Raw genomic sequence first — 14,595 nt, forward strand, 5'->3', positions numbered from 1 at the left:
CACCCGCTCACGACCGACTGATTCAGACAAGAGAGCAGGAGTCCCTGTGGACAAGAGTACGACGCTCGCCCCCGAGGCGACGACCGAGCAGCCCGTTCTGGGCGTGATCGAGTACCGGGTCCGGTACACGTGCCGCGACGAAGGCGGCGACCAGCAGCGCACCGAGGACTGGGCGGACGGCATCCACGACGCCCACCTGATGCTGGCGGAGAGGCTCGCCTATCAGGAGCGGTGGGATCTGCCGGAGGACGCGCACATCGTGTTCCGGATCGGCGGTCAGGGTCCGTGGCTGCGGTGGGGCGGTGAGTCCCGATGAACACTCCCCCCGTCACGGCGTTCGCTGAGACCGCCGCGCTCTACTACCTCATCACCGAGGACCTGGACGAGGCTCGCCGCGTCATCGGCGACATGCTCCCCGGCGAGCGGCGAATGTACGCCGAGCAGCTTGAGCGGCTGCGGGCGATGGTCGGCGAGTCGTGCGAGGAGTGCGGGGAGCTGACCACGGCGGCCGAGAGCGTGATGGTTCGGCCCCTCGGACCGGATCGGCTCTACTTCTGCCGAGCGTGCGCGAACGTGCCCGCCAAGGGCGGTGAGTCCCGATGACCGGCCTCGACACCCTCGCCGCTGCCGCCCACCTGTTCGGGCTGGAGATCGGCGGCCCCCGCTGGAAGACCGGCCTCGTCGCTGTCCTGCTGACCGAGCGGTACGCGGTGCCGCCGCAGGAGGCGCTGGAGCGCGCCATGTACGGCTACGACCCGGAGGTTGAGGCGGCGAGCGACGAAGCGGACCGGCTGATCAAGCAGGCCGAGCGTGCCGCTCTCGCCCGCGACTACCAGACGACAGGAGACGCGGCATGAGCGACTACCGCTACACCGACCTGAACGGCTCTGGCCTCTACGCCGGCGCGTCTAGCAACCCCGGCGCTGACGTTTACCTCGACGCGGACGTGCACATCCTCGCCGCCGATCTGCCCGAGGTCGTCGCAGGGCTGTACCGGGCCGCCGGGCAGGAGCCGCCAATCCTGCTGCCCCGCTACGCGCCCGAGCCGCAGATGACGCGGGACGGCAAGGTGCAGGCGGGAATCCGGCCGTCCGGCGAGGACATGACGCCCGCCGACGCGCTCGACATGGCGTCCTGGTACGCGACCGCTGCCGGGATCGCCGCCGCCGAGGCGCTCTCTCAGCCGGACCCCGCACAGGTCGAGGACCTCGCCACGCTGATCTACGAAGCCGATGTCTTCACCGACAGCATCTCGGACGCGGGCAAGGGTGAGGCGCTCGCCCGCGCCATCCTCGCCGCCGGATACGCCCGGATGGAGGACAAGGCGTGAGCGACCTGCCCGACTACGACCAGACCCGCGTCTCGCTGGAAGCCCTCCACCACTACGGCTTCACCGTCACCATCCACTCCCCGAAAACCTCCCGCGCCGGTCTGTACGACGTGACCGCGTACGGGCTGCGGGACGAGCAGTACACCGGGAAGGCCGTCCATCTGACGGACGCGATCCAGAAGGTAGCCGCCCAGCTCGGGACGGACCGGCTGGCCCGGTTCATGTACGACCGCAACCTGGTCGCCCGGATCGTCGCCGCGGGCGGTGGCCTGTGACCGCGCCCGCCCTGCACACCGAGAACGGCGGCTACTTCCAGGTGGCCAAGATCCTGCCCCGTCCGGGCGGCGCCGTGGATCTGGTCGTCGCCTACCGCAAGCGGGGCATCTCGCCCCGCTACTCGGCCTACCGCCGCGAACTCGACGGCCTTTGGAAGTGCCTGCACGGGGCGTGGTCCGACCTGGACGAGGCCATCGCCGACACACCCCGCACCGATCGGTACGCGCTCCTCGGCTACGACCCGCTGCAGCGGTTCCTCAACCGGGCCGTCGCGGGAGCGTGCGGCATCCCCGTAGGCGAAGGGCCCGAGATCGGGCCGGACGCCGAGCGCGAGTTCCGGCACAGCCAAGCCGACTACGACGACACCCCCAACGACGAGGGAGACGAGCACTGATGGGCTTCACCAGAGCGCAGGTCGAACAGCTTCTACAGCCGATCAACACCGTGCGGGTCCTCCGCGACGGCAAGGGCCACTCGCACGTCTCCCAACAAGATGTGCTCGCCCACCTGATCAGGGTGTTCGGGTTCGGCAACTGGGACATCGACATCGTCCGCGTCGAGTGCGTCTTCGAGACCGAGCGCGTCAAGGACGACAAGCCGGCCAACCGGTGGGACGTCTGCTACCGGGCGATGGCGCGGCTGACGATCCGCGACCCAGAAGGCAACGAGATCTGCCACTACGAGGACGGCTCGACCGCCACGGCACAGAACCAGACTCGCGGCGATGGCCATGACCTCGCCTACAAGTCGGCGATCAGCCTGGCCAAGAAGCGGGCGGCGATCCACTTGGGCGACCAGTTCGGCTTGTCCCTCTACAACAAGGGCCAGACGTCGGCCCTGGTGCGCGGCACGTACGTCATGCCCGAGGGCGAGTCCGCCGGAAAGGACGTGCAAGAGGGCGTCGAGAGGCAGGTGTCGTTGGGCAACGACGAGATCGAGCGCGACCTGGACGCTTCCGTACCGGAGCCCGAGCGACCCGTTCCGACCGTCAAGGTCGACCCCAACTGGGTGGCCAACTTCGAGCGACGCATCGACGACGCGAGCGCCGACCAGATCAACGCCTTGAGGCAGGAGGTGCTCAACGGGTTCAAGCATCAGCGTCTGGACTCGGACACCGGCAACCGGCTGATGGAGGCCATCCAGCAGCGGCAGGCCGAGCTCGGCGGGCAGGAGGCGGCGTGAACGCCAAGACTCACGCCCTCAAGGTCGCCGCCGCCAAGGTGCTGTCCGAGATCGTCAATGACGGCTACGAGCAGCTCCGCAAGGACGCCGAGCCCGAGTTCGCCGAGCTGCGGATCGAGACGGACTGCAAGTCGCTGGCGGTGAAACTGCCGGACGGCACCGAGCTGGGCACCATCGCCATCTTCGACGGGCCGCCGCACACGCAGGTCAACATGAAGACGATCGCCGCGATCGTCGCCAACGACGACCCGGACATGTTCGTCGAGGAACTCGTCCCGGAGGCGCTGGAAGACGAGAACCTGCTGGCGTTCGTCCGCGACCAGATGCCGCACCTGCTGAAGAAAAAGATCCGCGACGACTACCTGAAGAAGCTGTACAAGCGGATCGACGCCAACGGCTACCTGAAGGACCGCGCCGGCACTCGCATCAAGGTGGCGGAGGTGACCCGCGGGGAGCCGACCGGGAAGTTCGCGTTCACCGCGGGTCCGGGGGCGCGGGAACTGGTGTGGGAGGCGTGGCAGCGGGACGAGCTGAAACCGCTGCTGGGTGACCTGCTGAAGCCCGCGATCGAGGCGGGTGAGCAGTCGTGAGCGAGCAGACAGAGTCAGGCTTCCGGATCCTCGACGAGGACGCCGCCCTCACCCCTCCCGAGGCGGAGCGGTACCTGAAGCAGGTCAGCAACGAGCTGGCCCGCGCCCAGGTGTCGCTGCGCCGCCTCAGGTACGAGGAGTTGCGGCTGAAGAAGCAGTACACCGAGGCGAGGACGGAGCTGCTGTTCTCGGAGGACTGCCCGCAGGCTGGCCGCGGCGAGGGTCAGGTGACGGTCGCCGAGCGGGATGCGTGGATCGATGCGCGTATCGCCTGCCATTGGCAGTACGAGTCGCTGCAGGTGCAGGTGAAGAACGCCGAGGACTACCTGCGGACGGTCGGCAAGCAGGTGTCAATCGCCCAGTCGCTGAACAACACAGCGAAAGAGCTGTACGGCTCGTTCAAGGGTGACGGCCGATGAAGAGGTCGCCGATGCCTCCACGCCGTGCCCCGCTGAAGCAGGGCAAGCCGCCCGAGCGGAGGACGCCCCTCAAGCAGGGGCAGCCTCCCGCCCGCCAGTCGCCCATCCAGCAGCGCAAGCCGCTGACGCCGGGCAAGAGCGCCGGGCAGCCGAACCCGCCGGCGCGTAAGTCGTCCCGGCCGAAGCCCGTCCCCGCCGAGGTGAAGGACCTGCTGAAGGCGCGCAGCAGCGGCGTGTGCGAGGTCGGCCTGACGTGCGGAGGATTCGCCGCTGGCACTGACCCGGCGCACCGGGAGGGCAAGAAGGCGGGCGGCACCCGTAAGCCGTGGTCGAACACGGCCAGCAATCTGCTCTGGTCGTGCCGCCCGTGTCATGACCTGATCGATCAGAAGCAGCCCGCCAACGCCGAAAAGCTCGGGCTGAAGGTGCGGGAGGGCGTGGCCCGGCCGTGGGAGGTCCCCGGTTTGCACGCCCATCTCGGGTGGGTGCTGCTGGACGACCGGGGCGGGTATCGGCCCGCCCCGGCGGGCTCCCACCAGAACGGGAAGCGACCCGTCCCCGTGGTGCCGGTCGCCGCGCTGGACGAGGCGGCGGCCCGGTACGGGCACGGCTCCTGCCCTCCTGGCGGGGTGCAGGCGGGACCTTACGTGTGCGGGTGCGGCGACATCCCGTTCTGGCTGGAGGCGGCGTCATGACCGTCACCCTGTTCTGCCTGACGTGCCAGCGCCGCCGCCCTCACGCCGTCGTCTCCGACTCCTCGGCCGCCTGTGAGACGTGCCGGACAGTGCGCCCGGTGGAGGGGGATCTCCTCCCCGCCGAGCCGCACCTGCCGCCCGTCGAGGACATCCAGCGCTGCGACTGGTGCCGCGCTTGGCTCCCCGCGGACCACGTGTGCCCGGCCGGCGCGGTCGGGTGCACCGAGCGCCCGCCCGATCAGACGCCGTGTGGCGCGTGCGGCTCCTGCCTCGACGCGATGACGGCGGATCTGAGGCGGCGAGAGCACCCCTTCACGGATGACCCGTACGGGTCGCCGACCGACCTCGATTGGGACCCCCGATGAAGCATCTCGTGCAGTACTCGACCGGCGCGGCATCCGCCGAGGTCGCTTGGCGAGTCGTGGAAGAGCACGGCCCGGAGAACGTGGTCCTGCTCACCGCTGACACCAAGAAGGAGCACGCCGACAACTGGCGGTTCGCCCGCCAGGTGCAGGAACGACTGGGCTGCGAATGGGTCGTCGTGGCGGATGGCCGAACCCCGATGCAGGTTGGCCGTGATGCGCGGGTGGTGCCGAACAATCGGATGGCCGTCTGCTCTCGCGTGCTCAAGCGCGAGCTGCTCGACAAGTACCGTGCCGAGCACTTCGACCCGGCCGACACGATCGTCTACCTCGGTTATGACTGGACCGAGCCGCACCGGGTGGAAGCTGCGCGCGAGCACTGGGCTCCGTGGACAGTGGACTGTCCACTCACCCGGCCGCCCTACCTGTTCAAGCAGCAGATCTTCGAGCTGTTCCGCGAGCGCGGCATCGAACCGCCGCTGCTCTACAAGCAGGGCTTCCAGCACGCCAACTGCTCTGGCGGATGCGTGCGCGGAGGCCAGGCGCAATGGTCACTCCTGCTCCAGGTGAACCGTGGCGAGTACCTGGATTGGGAGCGCGAGGAGAACGAGACCCGCGCCCTGCTCGGCAAGGACGTGTCGATCCTGCGTGACCGCACGGGCGGCGGTGTTCGGGCGTTGACGTTGACCGAGTTTCGCGAGCGGTTAGAGCGCCAGCCTGCACTCTTCGACGCCGACGACTGGGGCGCCTGCGGGTGCTTCATGGACGGCTCTCCGTCCGATCTCGACTACCCCCGAACCCCCTGAGAGGGGCAACCGATGCCTGTTTCCAAGACCGTCGTCCGCGTGGCCGCCGCCGTGCTGTTCGGGGTGGCCTCCGCCGTCCTGGTCGCCGCCGCTGTCGTCGCTGTCTTCGCCTAACCCCCAGCTTCCCGTCCTGTGCTCGACCACCGGGGGCGAGCACAGGACGGGACACCCCCCCTAGCCCTTCACAGACAGACAGGGAGGAGGACCGGTGTCAGTCTTTGACTCGCTTGCGGATCTCCGCCAGAAGGTCATCGATCGGGATCGACGACAGATCGGCCGCGACCTCCCGGACGCCGGCCTCTTCCGCCGTGACCACACCGGCCGCGATCAGCGCTTCAATGACGGGCCGACCATAGGCGCGGGCGAACGCTGCGGCGGTCTCAGGCTTGGGTGTCGAGATCTGCCATCGGGTGACGCTCGACGGCGTAAGGCCGACTCGCCGAGCGATCTCGCTCGGCGTGGCCGTCGCTCCGGCTACTCGCGACACGTAATCCCACCAACGCACAGAGCACAGCCTATGCGCACAAGCTACGTGACTCCAATGACTGTTGCTTGTGGTGCTTGTGAGGCCGAAGAAACGATTGCATGGCTTAGCCCGTACGCATAGACTGTGCGTGCGGGCTAAACGCTTTGAAGCCCAGAGTCAACGAGAAGTGGAAGGGAGGACACGTTGATTGCGACCCTGAAGCTCCGCCGCGACGAGCTGGCCAAGCACCGCGAACGGGCCGCGCTCCGCACTGACAGCGACCTCGCGAAAGCGATGAACGTCAACCCCGTCACGGTGTCGAAGTTCCTCAACGGTCACCGGCAGCCGAGCGCCGACCTCATCGCCAGCCTGCTCGCCGCCCTCAGCGAGGACGTGACGTTCCACGACCTGTTCGAGGTCGTGCGTGAGGAGACAGCGGCGTGAACGAACTGGCCCTCACCGAGTCGAGCGCTCTTCGACGGGAGTACGTGGATCGCACGGACGCCCTCGACAAGGTCAAGTTCCTGCGCATGATGCCGGACGACCTCCACGTCACCACCGAGATGGTTGCCGCCTACTTCGAGGTGGGGGTCAAGACCATTGAATCCCTCGCCCTCGACCACCGCGAAGAGCTTGAGGGCAACGAGCACCGCGTGATCAGCGGAGACGAACTGACCTCCTTCAAGAAGGTCTGTGGGATCCACTCCCGCGCGCGTTCCCTCGCCCTCTTCACGCGCCGCACGGTGCTCAACGTCGGCATGCTGCTGCGCGACTCCAAGGTGGCGAAAGACGTCCGCACCTACCTACTGAACGCCGAGCGGCAGCAGATCGCGATCCCCCAGGACTACCCGTCTGCGCTCCGTGCGCTCGCCGACGAGGTCGACGCCCGCAAGGTCGCCGAGCAGCAGCGGGACGCCCTGAAGCCGCTCGCCGAGGCGTACGCCGACCTGATGGAAGCGGACGGCACCTTCGACTGGGCCGCCGTCGCGCAGATCTTCTCCCGCATCACGGGCGGTCTGGGCCGCAACAACTTCCTGGACCTGCTGCGCTCCGACGACCTGAAGATCCTCAAGGCGAACAACACGCCCTACCAGGTCAAGCCCCTGGACCGCTACTTCAAGGTCATCCCGACCAAGGCGGGCAACGACTCGACGCCCACCACCCGCGTCACCCCCGAAGGTCTCGACTGGCTGCGCAAGCGCCTGGTCAAGCACTTCAACCACCAGTCCGCCCTCTTCGTCATCGGGGAGATCGCATGAGCACCTTCGAGCCCTTCAAGACCAAGACCCACGCGGGTGGCCCCCAGCGCCTCTACCGCTTCGAGAACGGCTACGGCGCATCCGTCGTGCAGAACATGTACAGCCGTGGCACGGAGATGGCCGTCATCAAGTGGAGCGGCAACGACTTCCGCCTGGTCTACGACACGCCGATCACGGACGACGTCATCAACTGGATGGACGAGGACGAGGTGGAGGAGACGCTCCGCCGCATCTCCTCGCTGACGGCTGACGGACAGGAGCCCTCCTCGATCCCCTCCGGAGGTGAGTCGTGAGCGCCGGACCCATCCAGGTGATCATGCCTGCCGAGATCCAGTCACGCATGGCGAACTGGCTCGCCACTGCAGGGATGCGCCTCTATCGCGTCCCGGTCAAGGACGACGTGCCCACCTACATGGTCGGCGTCGACATGTCGGAGTACAGCCAGCCCGGCCCTCACGGCGTGTGGCCGGTGCATGAGGTGGTCGAAGCGTACGGCGATGCCATCGCCTACCTCGAAGAGCAGAAGGCCGCCCCGAAGCCCAGCAGGAAGAAGCGGAGTCGTAAGGCGACTCCCGCCGCCCCCTCTTCCCCGTAACCCCCGCCTTGCCGCCCCCTCGTGGCGGGCGGCACGGCTCAAGCAGACCACTTCAGACCCAGGAGATCACCAATGGCTCACCCGTACACCACCGCCGCCGACAACCCGAACCTGCGCACCCTCACCGACGCCGGTATCGCCCACCTGAGGAAGCTGAACGAACGCGACCAGCAGGAACTCGAACTGCTGCGCGCCGAGCGGGCCCGCCACCAGGCCGAGATCAACAGCATCGACGATGTGATGGCCGACCTGTACGACTCGATCGGCCGGCGCGAGGCGAAGATGCGCGGGGATCACATCTCGCTGCTGCCGCCCGTGCCGCCGCCCGCCTCGGAGCCGTTCCCGGTGGCGAGCATGTTCGAGCCCGGCCTGACCCCGGAGCGGGAGGCGGCTGCGGAGCGGTTCAACGCCGCCCATGACGAGCTGACGAGGCAGGGCGACTCGTGACCCGCCGCCACCTGAAGAGGAAGCCGCCCGCGCCTTTCGCCCGTCACGAGGGCCGCCACCGCCGCCGCTGGCTGGACGAGCTGCGCAAGCGCAAGCCGGAGCCTGCCGCCGCGCCCGTGGATGACTTCTCCCGCCCCCGCACCGTCCCGCTCGGCATGTGGCCTCTCGCCGGGACCGACCCGTTCTTCACCGACAACCCCCTGAAGGAAGCCTCATGAGCATCCCCGAGACGACGACGAACCCGTACAAGCTCCGCGCCCTGGCGATCGACCGCGCCGTCAAGGCGTGGCAGGAGCAGGACAAGACGGAAGTTCCGCTCCCGGACGGCAGCCGTCTGGTGCCCTCCACGCTGGAGGACTGCCTGAACGGCGAAGGGTTGATCCTGCTGCCGCGTTCGACCGGCCACGGCAAGTGGCGGGTCCTCGTGGACGGCCAGCCCGCCCCTTACCCCGGCCAGGAAGGGCCGTCGCACCCGATGGGCGCCGAGGAGGCGGCCGACGTGTTCTTGACCGTCACGGCGGCCGACCACTACGGCGAGCGGCAGATCGTGGTCCGGCCGGCGACGAGCGACGAGATGGTGACGTCGGCCGTCATCGGCGACACCACGGTCCGGGAGGAGCCCGTGAAGATCGCGCCCACGGTGTTCGACATGGAGACCGACGAGATCACCGGCGCGACCCTCATCCGGATGCTCGACAAGGACGGGCGAGCGGTGCATGTCGGGCTCGACGACAACATGCGGAACCTGCTCGCGTCGATGCTCGACACCGAGGACGGTGTCGCGTGAAGACCTGGATCGAGCCCACCCCGGAGAACGTCGCCGACCTGCTGGCGTCGGCGGCCAAAAGTGGTGGCCGCTACCACCACGGCAACGACTGGGAGTTGACCGTGGCCGCCAACAGCGGCGCGGTCCGCCTCGACGTCACCCCGTGCGACCTGGACACAGGCAAGGCGCTGCCCGTGAGGCACTTCCGGGCGGTCGTCGTCGAGGGCGAGCGGGCCCCGATCGTGCTGGAGCGCCCCGAGGAGCTTGACATCCAGTGGGACGACGGCGGAGACCTGCTCACGCTCACCTCTGACGGCATCCTGTTCAACCCGCGCGGCGTGGATGAGTGGGACCTGGATCCGGAAGGCGCGCGGGAGCTTGCCGCACACCTGGCCGCGATGGCGGACGCCTACGAGGCCGCCCGGAACGGCGGTGCGGCATGACCGACATCTCCCCGGAGAGGATCGCCGCCCACCTGTACGGCAGCGAGGTCCGCGACGAGGTCCGGCGCATCGGCTGGGTGGACGTGGCCAGCGAGGGCAACGTCCTGCGGATCGAGTTCACGCCGAAGGGCAAGCCCGGCCACACCCAGCACTTCCGCGCGGTCGTGGTCCCGGCTGACGCTGGCCCGGTCGTCGTCGCCTCCCCGACCCTGCTGGCCGCCGCACGAGCCCTGTACCGGGTGCACGTGATCAGCGCAGCCCTCCCCGCCGAGGAGTCCGTCCAGCTCATCCACGAGCTGGGGGACGCGCTGGAGGCCCTGACGCCCGAGCAGGTGGCGGTACTCGCCGGAGACGAGCAGGACGGAGACGGCGATGTCTGAGCCGCTGAAGGTGACCGTCCACGACCCGAACACCGGCGAGACGGCAACGACTGAGATCCCGCCCGGCTCCTACCTGCTGCTGTGCGCGGAGCCATGCCACAGGACCGCACTGAACGCGTGGGCGTCCGGAACCCACCAGATCACCGTCAAGGGCGTCACCGACCCGATGGCGGGCGTGTACAGGACCGGGAGGGACGATGCCTGAGCCGCTTACCCCCGAGCAACCGATCGAGCTGCCCTCGCACGACGAGCTTGACGAGCTCGTGGACACGGACCCGATCCGGCTGCGAGACGTGGCCTTCGAACTGCGGGCCGAGGTCGAGCGGCTGCGCCGCGAACTCTCCGACCTTGAAGGGCAGAACGCCCTCACGGAATCCCACTTCAGCAGCCACGTGGCCGAGACGATCATCGAGCAGGACGCCCTCAAGAAGCGCGCTGAGAAGGCGGAGGCCGAACTCGCCGCGCTGCGAGAGAAGGCCGAGACCCGCCTCGCCGAGCTGGCCGAGGCGGAGCACGCCTACCGCAAGGTCGGCAACAAGGCGGGGGCGGCACGCCAGGACTACGCCGCCGGAGAGATCCGCGCCCTGTTCGGCATCGAGTGGAAGCCGGGCGGGGGTGAGCCCGGTGACTGACCAGACCGCCATCGCGCTCGTGTGCTGCGCCGCCATCCTCATTGTCGTCGCAGGCGGCGCCGCCCTGTGGATCTCCGAGCTGAAGGACACCATCCGCCGGCTGCGTGCCGATAAGGCCGACCTGATGGAGACCGCCACCTCCCTGCAGGCGGACAACTCCCGCCTGGCCGTCGAGCTCGACCAGGCCAAGCGGAGCGGCACCACCGCCCTGCTGCACGAGCGGATGGGGGACAGGCCGTGACGTTCTTCGAGCAGCTGACGTTCTGGATCCTGCTGATCAACGGCAAGTGGAACGGTCTGTTCCTGCCCGCCGTCGCGGTCGTGGCCATCGTCCTCGCCGTGTGCGCCCACCTGGCGGTGTGGGACCGGATACGAGGCCGGCGTGATTGACGTGATCGTGCGGGCGCTGGCCGTCGTCGGCGCCCTCGTCATGGCCGCCCTCGCCTGGTTCTCGGCGATGTGGGCGCTGTCGCGCCGCGCCGACCGGAAGGCGCGTGCGGCTCTCACGGAGGTGCCGCCGCTCGACAGTCCCGTCTGGGACCGCCTGATCGCCGCCCTGATCGAGGAAGAGCGGAGGGACGGGTCATGAACCTCCCTGCTGGCCCGCGCCGCCGTCTGGGGCGCTGTGAGCCTCGCCGAGATCCCTTTCCGAGTCCTGCGGGCCGCCGCTCTTGCGGTGTGCCCGCCCGACACCCACGACGTGTTCCCCGAGGAGCGTGACTGATGGCCCGAGACCACGGCTACGCCCGCTACAAGCTCGACGGCTGCCGCTGCTACACCTGCGGCTACGCCAACGCCACCTACCACGAGCGGCGGACACTCGCCATGCGCCGCGGACAGTGGCAGCCGTTCGTCGACGCCGAACCCGTCCGCCAGCACATCCGCGACCTTCAGGCGTGCGATCTCGGACTGCGCACGATCGCAGCCGCCGCCGGCATCGACCGGAAGCGGCTGCAGGCCATCCTGCACGGGCGCACCGAGCGCGGCACCCAGCCCCAGACGAAGATCCGGCCCGCGCTGGCCGCCGCCATCCTGGCCGTCGAGCCCTCCCTCGACATCCTGCCTGGCAGGACCATCATCGACGGGGCGGGCACCCGTCGCCGCCTCCAAGCGCTCGTCACGATCGGCTGGTCACAGGCGAAGCTCGCCGACCGGATCGGCTGGACGCGCAGCAACTTCAGCAACCTCATCGGCGACGGGCCGGTCACCGCAGCCTCGGCCCGCCTGGTGCGGGACCTGTACGACCAGCTGTGGGACCAGGCGCCCCCCGAAGACGACCACCACGACCGGATCGCCGCCAGTCGTGCCCGCCGTTACGCCGCGGACCGCGGCTGGTTGCCGCCGATGGCTTGGGATGACGACCTGATCGACGTGCCGGACTCGCAGCTCGACGCCGTGATCGCCGAGCGCGTCGCCGCGATGGACGACGACGAGGTGAACGCCTGCTGGAACGCCCACTACCGGGCCGGGGATCGTTCGCCGCTGATCGTGGCAGGCATGCGCGAAGCCCGGCGCAGGAGGCAAGCGCGGGCGGTGGCGTCGTGACCGGCCTCCCGTACTGCTGCACCCTCGCCGAGTTCGACGGCTTCACCCCGGAGGAGCACGCCCGGTGGTGCCGTGAGCCGAGACCCGGCACCGCCCCCCTTCCCGCCCCTGAGCCTGAGACAGGAGAGCGCCCGTGAGCGCCTACCCTCGCGCCGAGTGCCGCGTCTGCGGACGCGACTCGGCTCTGAACGCCGACGAGCAGGTGCGACCCCACAAGGGCCGCACAGGGACCGGCCTGCTCGTGTCGGGCCGCTGCCCCGGCTCTGGCCGCCCGCCGAAGGGCGAGCCTCCGTGTGATGAGGACTGCGGGCGCAAGGCGGGCCGGATGTGCTGGCCGGAGGTGTACGACCCGGCCCTGCCGCACGCCTCCGCCTACGTGTGCTACGACCCCGAGCATCAGGCCGAGGCCGCCGCCTGGGTGAAGTCCAAGACCGGGCACGAGGGCGTGTTCGTCGGACGTCAGGCGGTGGCCCGTGTCTAGCGCCTCGGAGTGGACGGAGATCCGCCTGATCGGCTCCGAGAAGGCCGTAGAGGGCGCGGTACGCATCCTGCGGGAGTGCGGCGCCGAGATCGGCGTCGACTCCGGCACGCAGAAGGCCAGGAAGGGCGGCGACGGGAAGGTTCGGCGCCACCTGACCGCCCGCCTGGCCGACGAGCCCGGCAGCGGTAACACGATGGGGCAGGCCGGCTGTGCCTGAGACGACCACTACCGACCCCGTCCTGCGCCTCCCCGAGGACCTTCCACGAGTGCAGGAGATCGTGGCCGACGAGTTCCGCCTCCACGAGGCCCACGCCCACTCCCGAGCCCGTGAGGCCGCCGCGGAGATGCTGCGGGATCGCGCCCGGCACCTGCGCGCCACCCACGGGCCGGACCCGCTCACAGACGCTCTCACCCGCCGCTGCCACACACAGGCAGGACTGATCCACGCCGCGCCCTCGGTGGTGGCGGCAGTCGCCCTGGAAGAGATCGCCCGCCAGCTCGACCCGAGAGAGGAGACCCCTGATGCGTGACTGGTCCTGGCAGGACTCCGCCGCGTGCCAAGGCCAAGACGTCCGCCTGTTCGTCGGCCGTGACGGAGAGCGCTCCACCGAGAAGAGCTATCGCGAGCAGGCGGTCAAGCAGGAGTTCTGCTCCTGGTGCCCGATCGTCAACGCCTGCCTCGATCACGCCATCTCCGTCGGCGAGCACGGCGTGTGGGGCGGCATGACCGACGAAGAACGCGCCAAGGAGCGTCGGCGGCGGATGCGCCGCGCCGCCCACACCGAGCAGCCCACCCCTGTTGCCGCCGACGACAAGCGCTGCCGGTGCTGCGACGAGGTCAAGCCCGCCACCGACTTCCATAAGGACCGCCGCAACAGTGACGGCCTGAACCCCTACTGCAAGCCCTGCACCAACACCCAGAAGCGCATCTTCCGCGACCGCAAGCGCCGCACCCGGAAGAAGGTGGCGTAGATGGCGGGCAGCAAAATCACCCCCGACCGGGACCGGGACGCCTCCCACCTGCTGCAGCAGACCCTCGTCGCCAACGACCGGGCCGTGGAGCGCAGCCGCCGCGACAAGCAGCCCACCGGATTGGAACTGCGCACCCTCACCGTGGGCGCCGCTTACGACGCCGACGCCGCCGAGCAGGACGCCGCCCGCCGCTTCGTCCAGCGGACCGCGGCCGAGCTCGGCGACGACGCGATAGCGGAACTGCTCGACATCCTCGGGTTGGGGGCGTGATGGCCCGCCGCAAGCCGCAGCACGGCGACTACGGCCGCTACACCGCGGGCTGCCGCTGCACCGCATGCACGGCCGCGTGCAGCCGCTACGTCAAGCGCCGGCTGCTGCTCATCGAGCGAGGCGAGTGGCAGCCGTGGCAGGACGCCGCCCCGGTGCGCGAGCATCTCCTGCGGCTGCGGGCGGCGGGCATGTCGTGGAAGGCGATAGCGGAGCAGACCGGCGTCGGCACCCCCAACCTGGTCAGGGCCACCAGACCGGACCGGGTGCGCGTGCGTGCCGCGTTCGCCCGCAAGGTCCTGGCGGCGCGGATCACCACCGACGACCTGCCCGACCGCAGGAGGGTCGACAGCACCGGCACCCGCCGGCGCCTCCAAGCCCTCATCTATGCCGGGTGGAGCGTCCAGCACGTCGCCGAGTGTGCGGGCTTGGGCCGGGCGACCGTCTTCGAGGTGCTGCGCCGGCCGAAGGTGCAGGCGTCCACGGCGCGGGCGATACGCGGCGCGTTCGAGCAACTCGCCCGCCAGTTGCCTCCCGAGGCGACCCGGTACGAGCGGGTGACGGCAGCCCGGAGCCGGCGCAACGCGATCGAGCGGGGCTGGGTTCCGGCGATGGCGTGGGACGACATCGACGACCCGGACGAGAAGCCCAAGGGTGTGCGTCGGGAGGCGTCATGACCTGC

33 protein-coding genes are annotated in these 14,595 nt (G+C 69.4%); 32 read left to right on the top strand and 1 reads right to left on the bottom strand.

Annotation, left to right across the window (positions count from 1 at the left end; translation table 11 throughout):
* The first annotated feature begins 46 nt into the window (after positions 1–46).
* The 11 genes from ACQEUU_RS36435 (at position 47) to ACQEUU_RS36485 (ending at position 5,660) form a co-directional block, all read left to right on the top strand.
* On the top strand, positions 47–316 hold the full coding sequence (locus ACQEUU_RS36435; RefSeq protein WP_433075197.1) for a hypothetical protein: 270 nt from the start codon (positions 47–49) through the stop codon (positions 314–316).
* The gene (locus tag ACQEUU_RS36440; protein ID WP_433075199.1) at positions 313–603 is read left to right on the top strand and encodes a hypothetical protein; all 291 of its coding nucleotides are present in this window, start codon (positions 313–315) and stop codon (positions 601–603) included. The genes ACQEUU_RS36435 and ACQEUU_RS36440 overlap by 4 nt, the downstream gene beginning before the upstream one ends.
* On the top strand, positions 600–857 hold the full coding sequence (locus tag ACQEUU_RS36445) for a hypothetical protein (RefSeq protein WP_433075201.1): 258 nt from the start codon (positions 600–602) through the stop codon (positions 855–857). Before ACQEUU_RS36440 ends, ACQEUU_RS36445 begins: the two co-directional genes overlap by 4 nt.
* Positions 854–1,330 carry a hypothetical protein gene (locus ACQEUU_RS36450; RefSeq protein WP_433075203.1) on the top strand — a complete coding sequence of 159 codons (477 nt, stop codon included), beginning with the start codon at positions 854–856 and terminating at the stop codon, positions 1,328–1,330. The genes ACQEUU_RS36445 and ACQEUU_RS36450 overlap by 4 nt, the downstream gene beginning before the upstream one ends.
* Entirely contained in the window at positions 1,327–1,605 is a 279-nt protein-coding gene (locus ACQEUU_RS36455; RefSeq protein WP_433075205.1) for a hypothetical protein, read from the top strand. The genes ACQEUU_RS36450 and ACQEUU_RS36455 overlap by 4 nt, the downstream gene beginning before the upstream one ends.
* On the top strand, positions 1,602–2,000 hold the full coding sequence (locus tag ACQEUU_RS36460) for a hypothetical protein (protein ID WP_433075207.1): 399 nt from the start codon (positions 1,602–1,604) through the stop codon (positions 1,998–2,000). The genes ACQEUU_RS36455 and ACQEUU_RS36460 overlap by 4 nt, the downstream gene beginning before the upstream one ends.
* Entirely contained in the window at positions 2,000–2,788 is a 789-nt protein-coding gene (locus tag ACQEUU_RS36465) for a Rad52/Rad22 family DNA repair protein (RefSeq protein ID WP_433075209.1), read from the top strand. The genes ACQEUU_RS36460 and ACQEUU_RS36465 overlap by 1 nt, the downstream gene beginning before the upstream one ends.
* The gene (locus ACQEUU_RS36470) at positions 2,785–3,378 is read left to right on the top strand and encodes a hypothetical protein (RefSeq protein ID WP_433075211.1); all 594 of its coding nucleotides are present in this window, start codon (positions 2,785–2,787) and stop codon (positions 3,376–3,378) included. The genes ACQEUU_RS36465 and ACQEUU_RS36470 overlap by 4 nt, the downstream gene beginning before the upstream one ends.
* Complete coding sequence (locus ACQEUU_RS36475) at positions 3,375–3,797, top strand: hypothetical protein (protein WP_433075213.1); 423 nt, start codon at positions 3,375–3,377, stop codon at positions 3,795–3,797. The genes ACQEUU_RS36470 and ACQEUU_RS36475 overlap by 4 nt, the downstream gene beginning before the upstream one ends.
* Before the next feature lie 11 nt (positions 3,798–3,808).
* On the top strand, positions 3,809–4,492 hold the full coding sequence (locus ACQEUU_RS36480; protein ID WP_433075216.1) for an HNH endonuclease: 684 nt from the start codon (positions 3,809–3,811) through the stop codon (positions 4,490–4,492).
* Positions 4,493–4,853: 361 nt separating this feature from the next.
* Complete coding sequence (locus ACQEUU_RS36485; RefSeq protein WP_433075218.1) at positions 4,854–5,660, top strand: hypothetical protein; 807 nt, start codon at positions 4,854–4,856, stop codon at positions 5,658–5,660.
* Between the two features lie 211 nt (positions 5,661–5,871).
* Here the strand turns inward: ACQEUU_RS36485 and ACQEUU_RS36490 are convergent, their stop codons facing one another.
* Positions 5,872–6,165 carry a helix-turn-helix domain-containing protein gene (locus ACQEUU_RS36490; RefSeq protein WP_433075221.1) on the bottom strand — a complete coding sequence of 98 codons (294 nt, stop codon included), beginning with the start codon at positions 6,163–6,165 and terminating at the stop codon, positions 5,872–5,874.
* 165 nt (positions 6,166–6,330) lie between these two features.
* On the opposite strand from ACQEUU_RS36490, the gene ACQEUU_RS36495 reads away from it, so the two are divergent.
* From ACQEUU_RS36495 to ACQEUU_RS36595, 21 genes are all read left to right on the top strand, one after another.
* On the top strand, positions 6,331–6,570 hold the full coding sequence (locus tag ACQEUU_RS36495) for a helix-turn-helix domain-containing protein (RefSeq protein WP_433075223.1): 240 nt from the start codon (positions 6,331–6,333) through the stop codon (positions 6,568–6,570).
* Complete coding sequence (locus tag ACQEUU_RS36500) at positions 6,567–7,385, top strand: phage antirepressor KilAC domain-containing protein (RefSeq protein WP_433075226.1); 819 nt, start codon at positions 6,567–6,569, stop codon at positions 7,383–7,385. Before ACQEUU_RS36495 ends, ACQEUU_RS36500 begins: the two co-directional genes overlap by 4 nt.
* Positions 7,382–7,678, top strand: coding sequence for a hypothetical protein (locus tag ACQEUU_RS36505; RefSeq protein WP_433075229.1), 297 nt, complete (start codon positions 7,382–7,384; stop codon positions 7,676–7,678). The genes ACQEUU_RS36500 and ACQEUU_RS36505 overlap by 4 nt, the downstream gene beginning before the upstream one ends.
* On the top strand, positions 7,675–7,980 hold the full coding sequence (locus tag ACQEUU_RS36510) for a hypothetical protein (RefSeq protein WP_433075232.1): 306 nt from the start codon (positions 7,675–7,677) through the stop codon (positions 7,978–7,980). The genes ACQEUU_RS36505 and ACQEUU_RS36510 overlap by 4 nt, the downstream gene beginning before the upstream one ends.
* Before the next feature lie 72 nt (positions 7,981–8,052).
* A complete protein-coding gene (locus ACQEUU_RS36515) occupies positions 8,053–8,427 on the top strand; it encodes a hypothetical protein (protein ID WP_433075234.1) in 375 nt (124 codons plus the stop codon).
* Complete coding sequence (locus ACQEUU_RS36520; RefSeq protein ID WP_433075237.1) at positions 8,424–8,645, top strand: hypothetical protein; 222 nt, start codon at positions 8,424–8,426, stop codon at positions 8,643–8,645. The genes ACQEUU_RS36515 and ACQEUU_RS36520 overlap by 4 nt, the downstream gene beginning before the upstream one ends.
* A complete protein-coding gene (locus ACQEUU_RS36525) occupies positions 8,642–9,214 on the top strand; it encodes a hypothetical protein (protein WP_433075240.1) in 573 nt (190 codons plus the stop codon). Before ACQEUU_RS36520 ends, ACQEUU_RS36525 begins: the two co-directional genes overlap by 4 nt.
* Positions 9,211–9,636, top strand: coding sequence for a hypothetical protein (locus ACQEUU_RS36530; protein ID WP_433075243.1), 426 nt, complete (start codon positions 9,211–9,213; stop codon positions 9,634–9,636). The genes ACQEUU_RS36525 and ACQEUU_RS36530 overlap by 4 nt, the downstream gene beginning before the upstream one ends.
* Positions 9,633–10,016 (top strand): hypothetical protein, encoded by a 384-nt coding sequence (locus tag ACQEUU_RS36535; RefSeq protein WP_433075246.1) that lies wholly within the window; start codon positions 9,633–9,635, stop codon positions 10,014–10,016. The genes ACQEUU_RS36530 and ACQEUU_RS36535 overlap by 4 nt, the downstream gene beginning before the upstream one ends.
* Positions 10,009–10,221, top strand: coding sequence for a hypothetical protein (locus ACQEUU_RS36540; protein ID WP_433075249.1), 213 nt, complete (start codon positions 10,009–10,011; stop codon positions 10,219–10,221). Before ACQEUU_RS36535 ends, ACQEUU_RS36540 begins: the two co-directional genes overlap by 8 nt.
* A complete protein-coding gene (locus tag ACQEUU_RS36545; protein WP_433075252.1) occupies positions 10,214–10,648 on the top strand; it encodes a hypothetical protein in 435 nt (144 codons plus the stop codon). The genes ACQEUU_RS36540 and ACQEUU_RS36545 overlap by 8 nt, the downstream gene beginning before the upstream one ends.
* A complete protein-coding gene (locus ACQEUU_RS36550) occupies positions 10,641–10,889 on the top strand; it encodes a hypothetical protein (protein WP_433075255.1) in 249 nt (82 codons plus the stop codon). Before ACQEUU_RS36545 ends, ACQEUU_RS36550 begins: the two co-directional genes overlap by 8 nt.
* Positions 10,886–11,038 (top strand): hypothetical protein, encoded by a 153-nt coding sequence (locus tag ACQEUU_RS36555; protein WP_433075258.1) that lies wholly within the window; start codon positions 10,886–10,888, stop codon positions 11,036–11,038. Before ACQEUU_RS36550 ends, ACQEUU_RS36555 begins: the two co-directional genes overlap by 4 nt.
* On the top strand, positions 11,031–11,237 hold the full coding sequence (locus ACQEUU_RS36560) for a hypothetical protein (protein WP_433075261.1): 207 nt from the start codon (positions 11,031–11,033) through the stop codon (positions 11,235–11,237). Before ACQEUU_RS36555 ends, ACQEUU_RS36560 begins: the two co-directional genes overlap by 8 nt.
* A 134-nt stretch (positions 11,238–11,371) precedes the next feature.
* Positions 11,372–12,193 (top strand): hypothetical protein, encoded by an 822-nt coding sequence (locus tag ACQEUU_RS36565; protein ID WP_433075264.1) that lies wholly within the window; start codon positions 11,372–11,374, stop codon positions 12,191–12,193.
* A 133-nt stretch (positions 12,194–12,326) separates the two neighbouring features.
* On the top strand, positions 12,327–12,674 hold the full coding sequence (locus tag ACQEUU_RS36570) for a hypothetical protein (RefSeq protein ID WP_433075267.1): 348 nt from the start codon (positions 12,327–12,329) through the stop codon (positions 12,672–12,674).
* Entirely contained in the window at positions 12,667–12,891 is a 225-nt protein-coding gene (locus tag ACQEUU_RS36575) for a hypothetical protein (RefSeq protein ID WP_433075270.1), read from the top strand. The genes ACQEUU_RS36570 and ACQEUU_RS36575 overlap by 8 nt, the downstream gene beginning before the upstream one ends.
* Entirely contained in the window at positions 12,884–13,204 is a 321-nt protein-coding gene (locus ACQEUU_RS36580) for a hypothetical protein (protein ID WP_433075273.1), read from the top strand. The genes ACQEUU_RS36575 and ACQEUU_RS36580 overlap by 8 nt, the downstream gene beginning before the upstream one ends.
* Entirely contained in the window at positions 13,197–13,646 is a 450-nt protein-coding gene (locus tag ACQEUU_RS36585) for a WhiB family transcriptional regulator (protein ID WP_433075276.1), read from the top strand. Before ACQEUU_RS36580 ends, ACQEUU_RS36585 begins: the two co-directional genes overlap by 8 nt.
* A complete protein-coding gene (locus ACQEUU_RS36590; RefSeq protein ID WP_433075279.1) occupies positions 13,647–13,916 on the top strand; it encodes a hypothetical protein in 270 nt (89 codons plus the stop codon).
* Positions 13,916–14,590 carry a hypothetical protein gene (locus tag ACQEUU_RS36595; RefSeq protein ID WP_433075282.1) on the top strand — a complete coding sequence of 225 codons (675 nt, stop codon included), beginning with the start codon at positions 13,916–13,918 and terminating at the stop codon, positions 14,588–14,590. The genes ACQEUU_RS36590 and ACQEUU_RS36595 overlap by 1 nt, the downstream gene beginning before the upstream one ends.
* Positions 14,591–14,595: the final 5 nt, after the last annotated feature.

The organism is Nonomuraea sp. CA-218870 (assembly GCF_050936535.1).
GTDB classification, from domain to species: Bacteria; Actinomycetota; Actinomycetes; order Streptosporangiales; family Streptosporangiaceae; genus Nonomuraea; species Nonomuraea corallina.

Excerpts from the sequence above, each read along its gene's own strand:
- ACQEUU_RS36590 (WP_433075279.1), top strand. The coding sequence starts at position 13,647 with ATGGCGGGCAGCAAAATCACCCCCGACCGGGACCGGGACGCCTCCCAC.
- ACQEUU_RS36505 (WP_433075229.1), top strand. The coding sequence starts at position 7,382 with ATGAGCACCTTCGAGCCCTTCAAGACCAAGACCCACGCGGGTGGCCCC.
- ACQEUU_RS36565 (WP_433075264.1), top strand. The coding sequence starts at position 11,372 with ATGGCCCGAGACCACGGCTACGCCCGCTACAAGCTCGACGGCTGCCGC.
- ACQEUU_RS36595 (WP_433075282.1), top strand. The coding sequence starts at position 13,916 with ATGGCCCGCCGCAAGCCGCAGCACGGCGACTACGGCCGCTACACCGCG.
- ACQEUU_RS36585 (WP_433075276.1), top strand. The coding sequence starts at position 13,197 with ATGCGTGACTGGTCCTGGCAGGACTCCGCCGCGTGCCAAGGCCAAGAC.
- ACQEUU_RS36480 (WP_433075216.1), top strand. The coding sequence starts at position 3,809 with ATGCCTCCACGCCGTGCCCCGCTGAAGCAGGGCAAGCCGCCCGAGCGG.
- ACQEUU_RS36485 (WP_433075218.1), top strand. The coding sequence starts at position 4,854 with ATGAAGCATCTCGTGCAGTACTCGACCGGCGCGGCATCCGCCGAGGTC.
- ACQEUU_RS36450 (WP_433075203.1), top strand. The coding sequence starts at position 854 with ATGAGCGACTACCGCTACACCGACCTGAACGGCTCTGGCCTCTACGCC.
- ACQEUU_RS36540 (WP_433075249.1), top strand. The coding sequence starts at position 10,009 with ATGTCTGAGCCGCTGAAGGTGACCGTCCACGACCCGAACACCGGCGAG.
- ACQEUU_RS36445 (WP_433075201.1), top strand. The coding sequence starts at position 600 with ATGACCGGCCTCGACACCCTCGCCGCTGCCGCCCACCTGTTCGGGCTG.
- ACQEUU_RS36535 (WP_433075246.1), top strand. The coding sequence starts at position 9,633 with ATGACCGACATCTCCCCGGAGAGGATCGCCGCCCACCTGTACGGCAGC.
- ACQEUU_RS36545 (WP_433075252.1), top strand. The coding sequence starts at position 10,214 with ATGCCTGAGCCGCTTACCCCCGAGCAACCGATCGAGCTGCCCTCGCAC.
- ACQEUU_RS36515 (WP_433075234.1), top strand. The coding sequence starts at position 8,053 with ATGGCTCACCCGTACACCACCGCCGCCGACAACCCGAACCTGCGCACC.
- ACQEUU_RS36465 (WP_433075209.1), top strand. The coding sequence starts at position 2,000 with ATGGGCTTCACCAGAGCGCAGGTCGAACAGCTTCTACAGCCGATCAAC.
- ACQEUU_RS36525 (WP_433075240.1), top strand. The coding sequence starts at position 8,642 with ATGAGCATCCCCGAGACGACGACGAACCCGTACAAGCTCCGCGCCCTG.
- ACQEUU_RS36440 (WP_433075199.1), top strand. The coding sequence starts at position 313 with ATGAACACTCCCCCCGTCACGGCGTTCGCTGAGACCGCCGCGCTCTAC.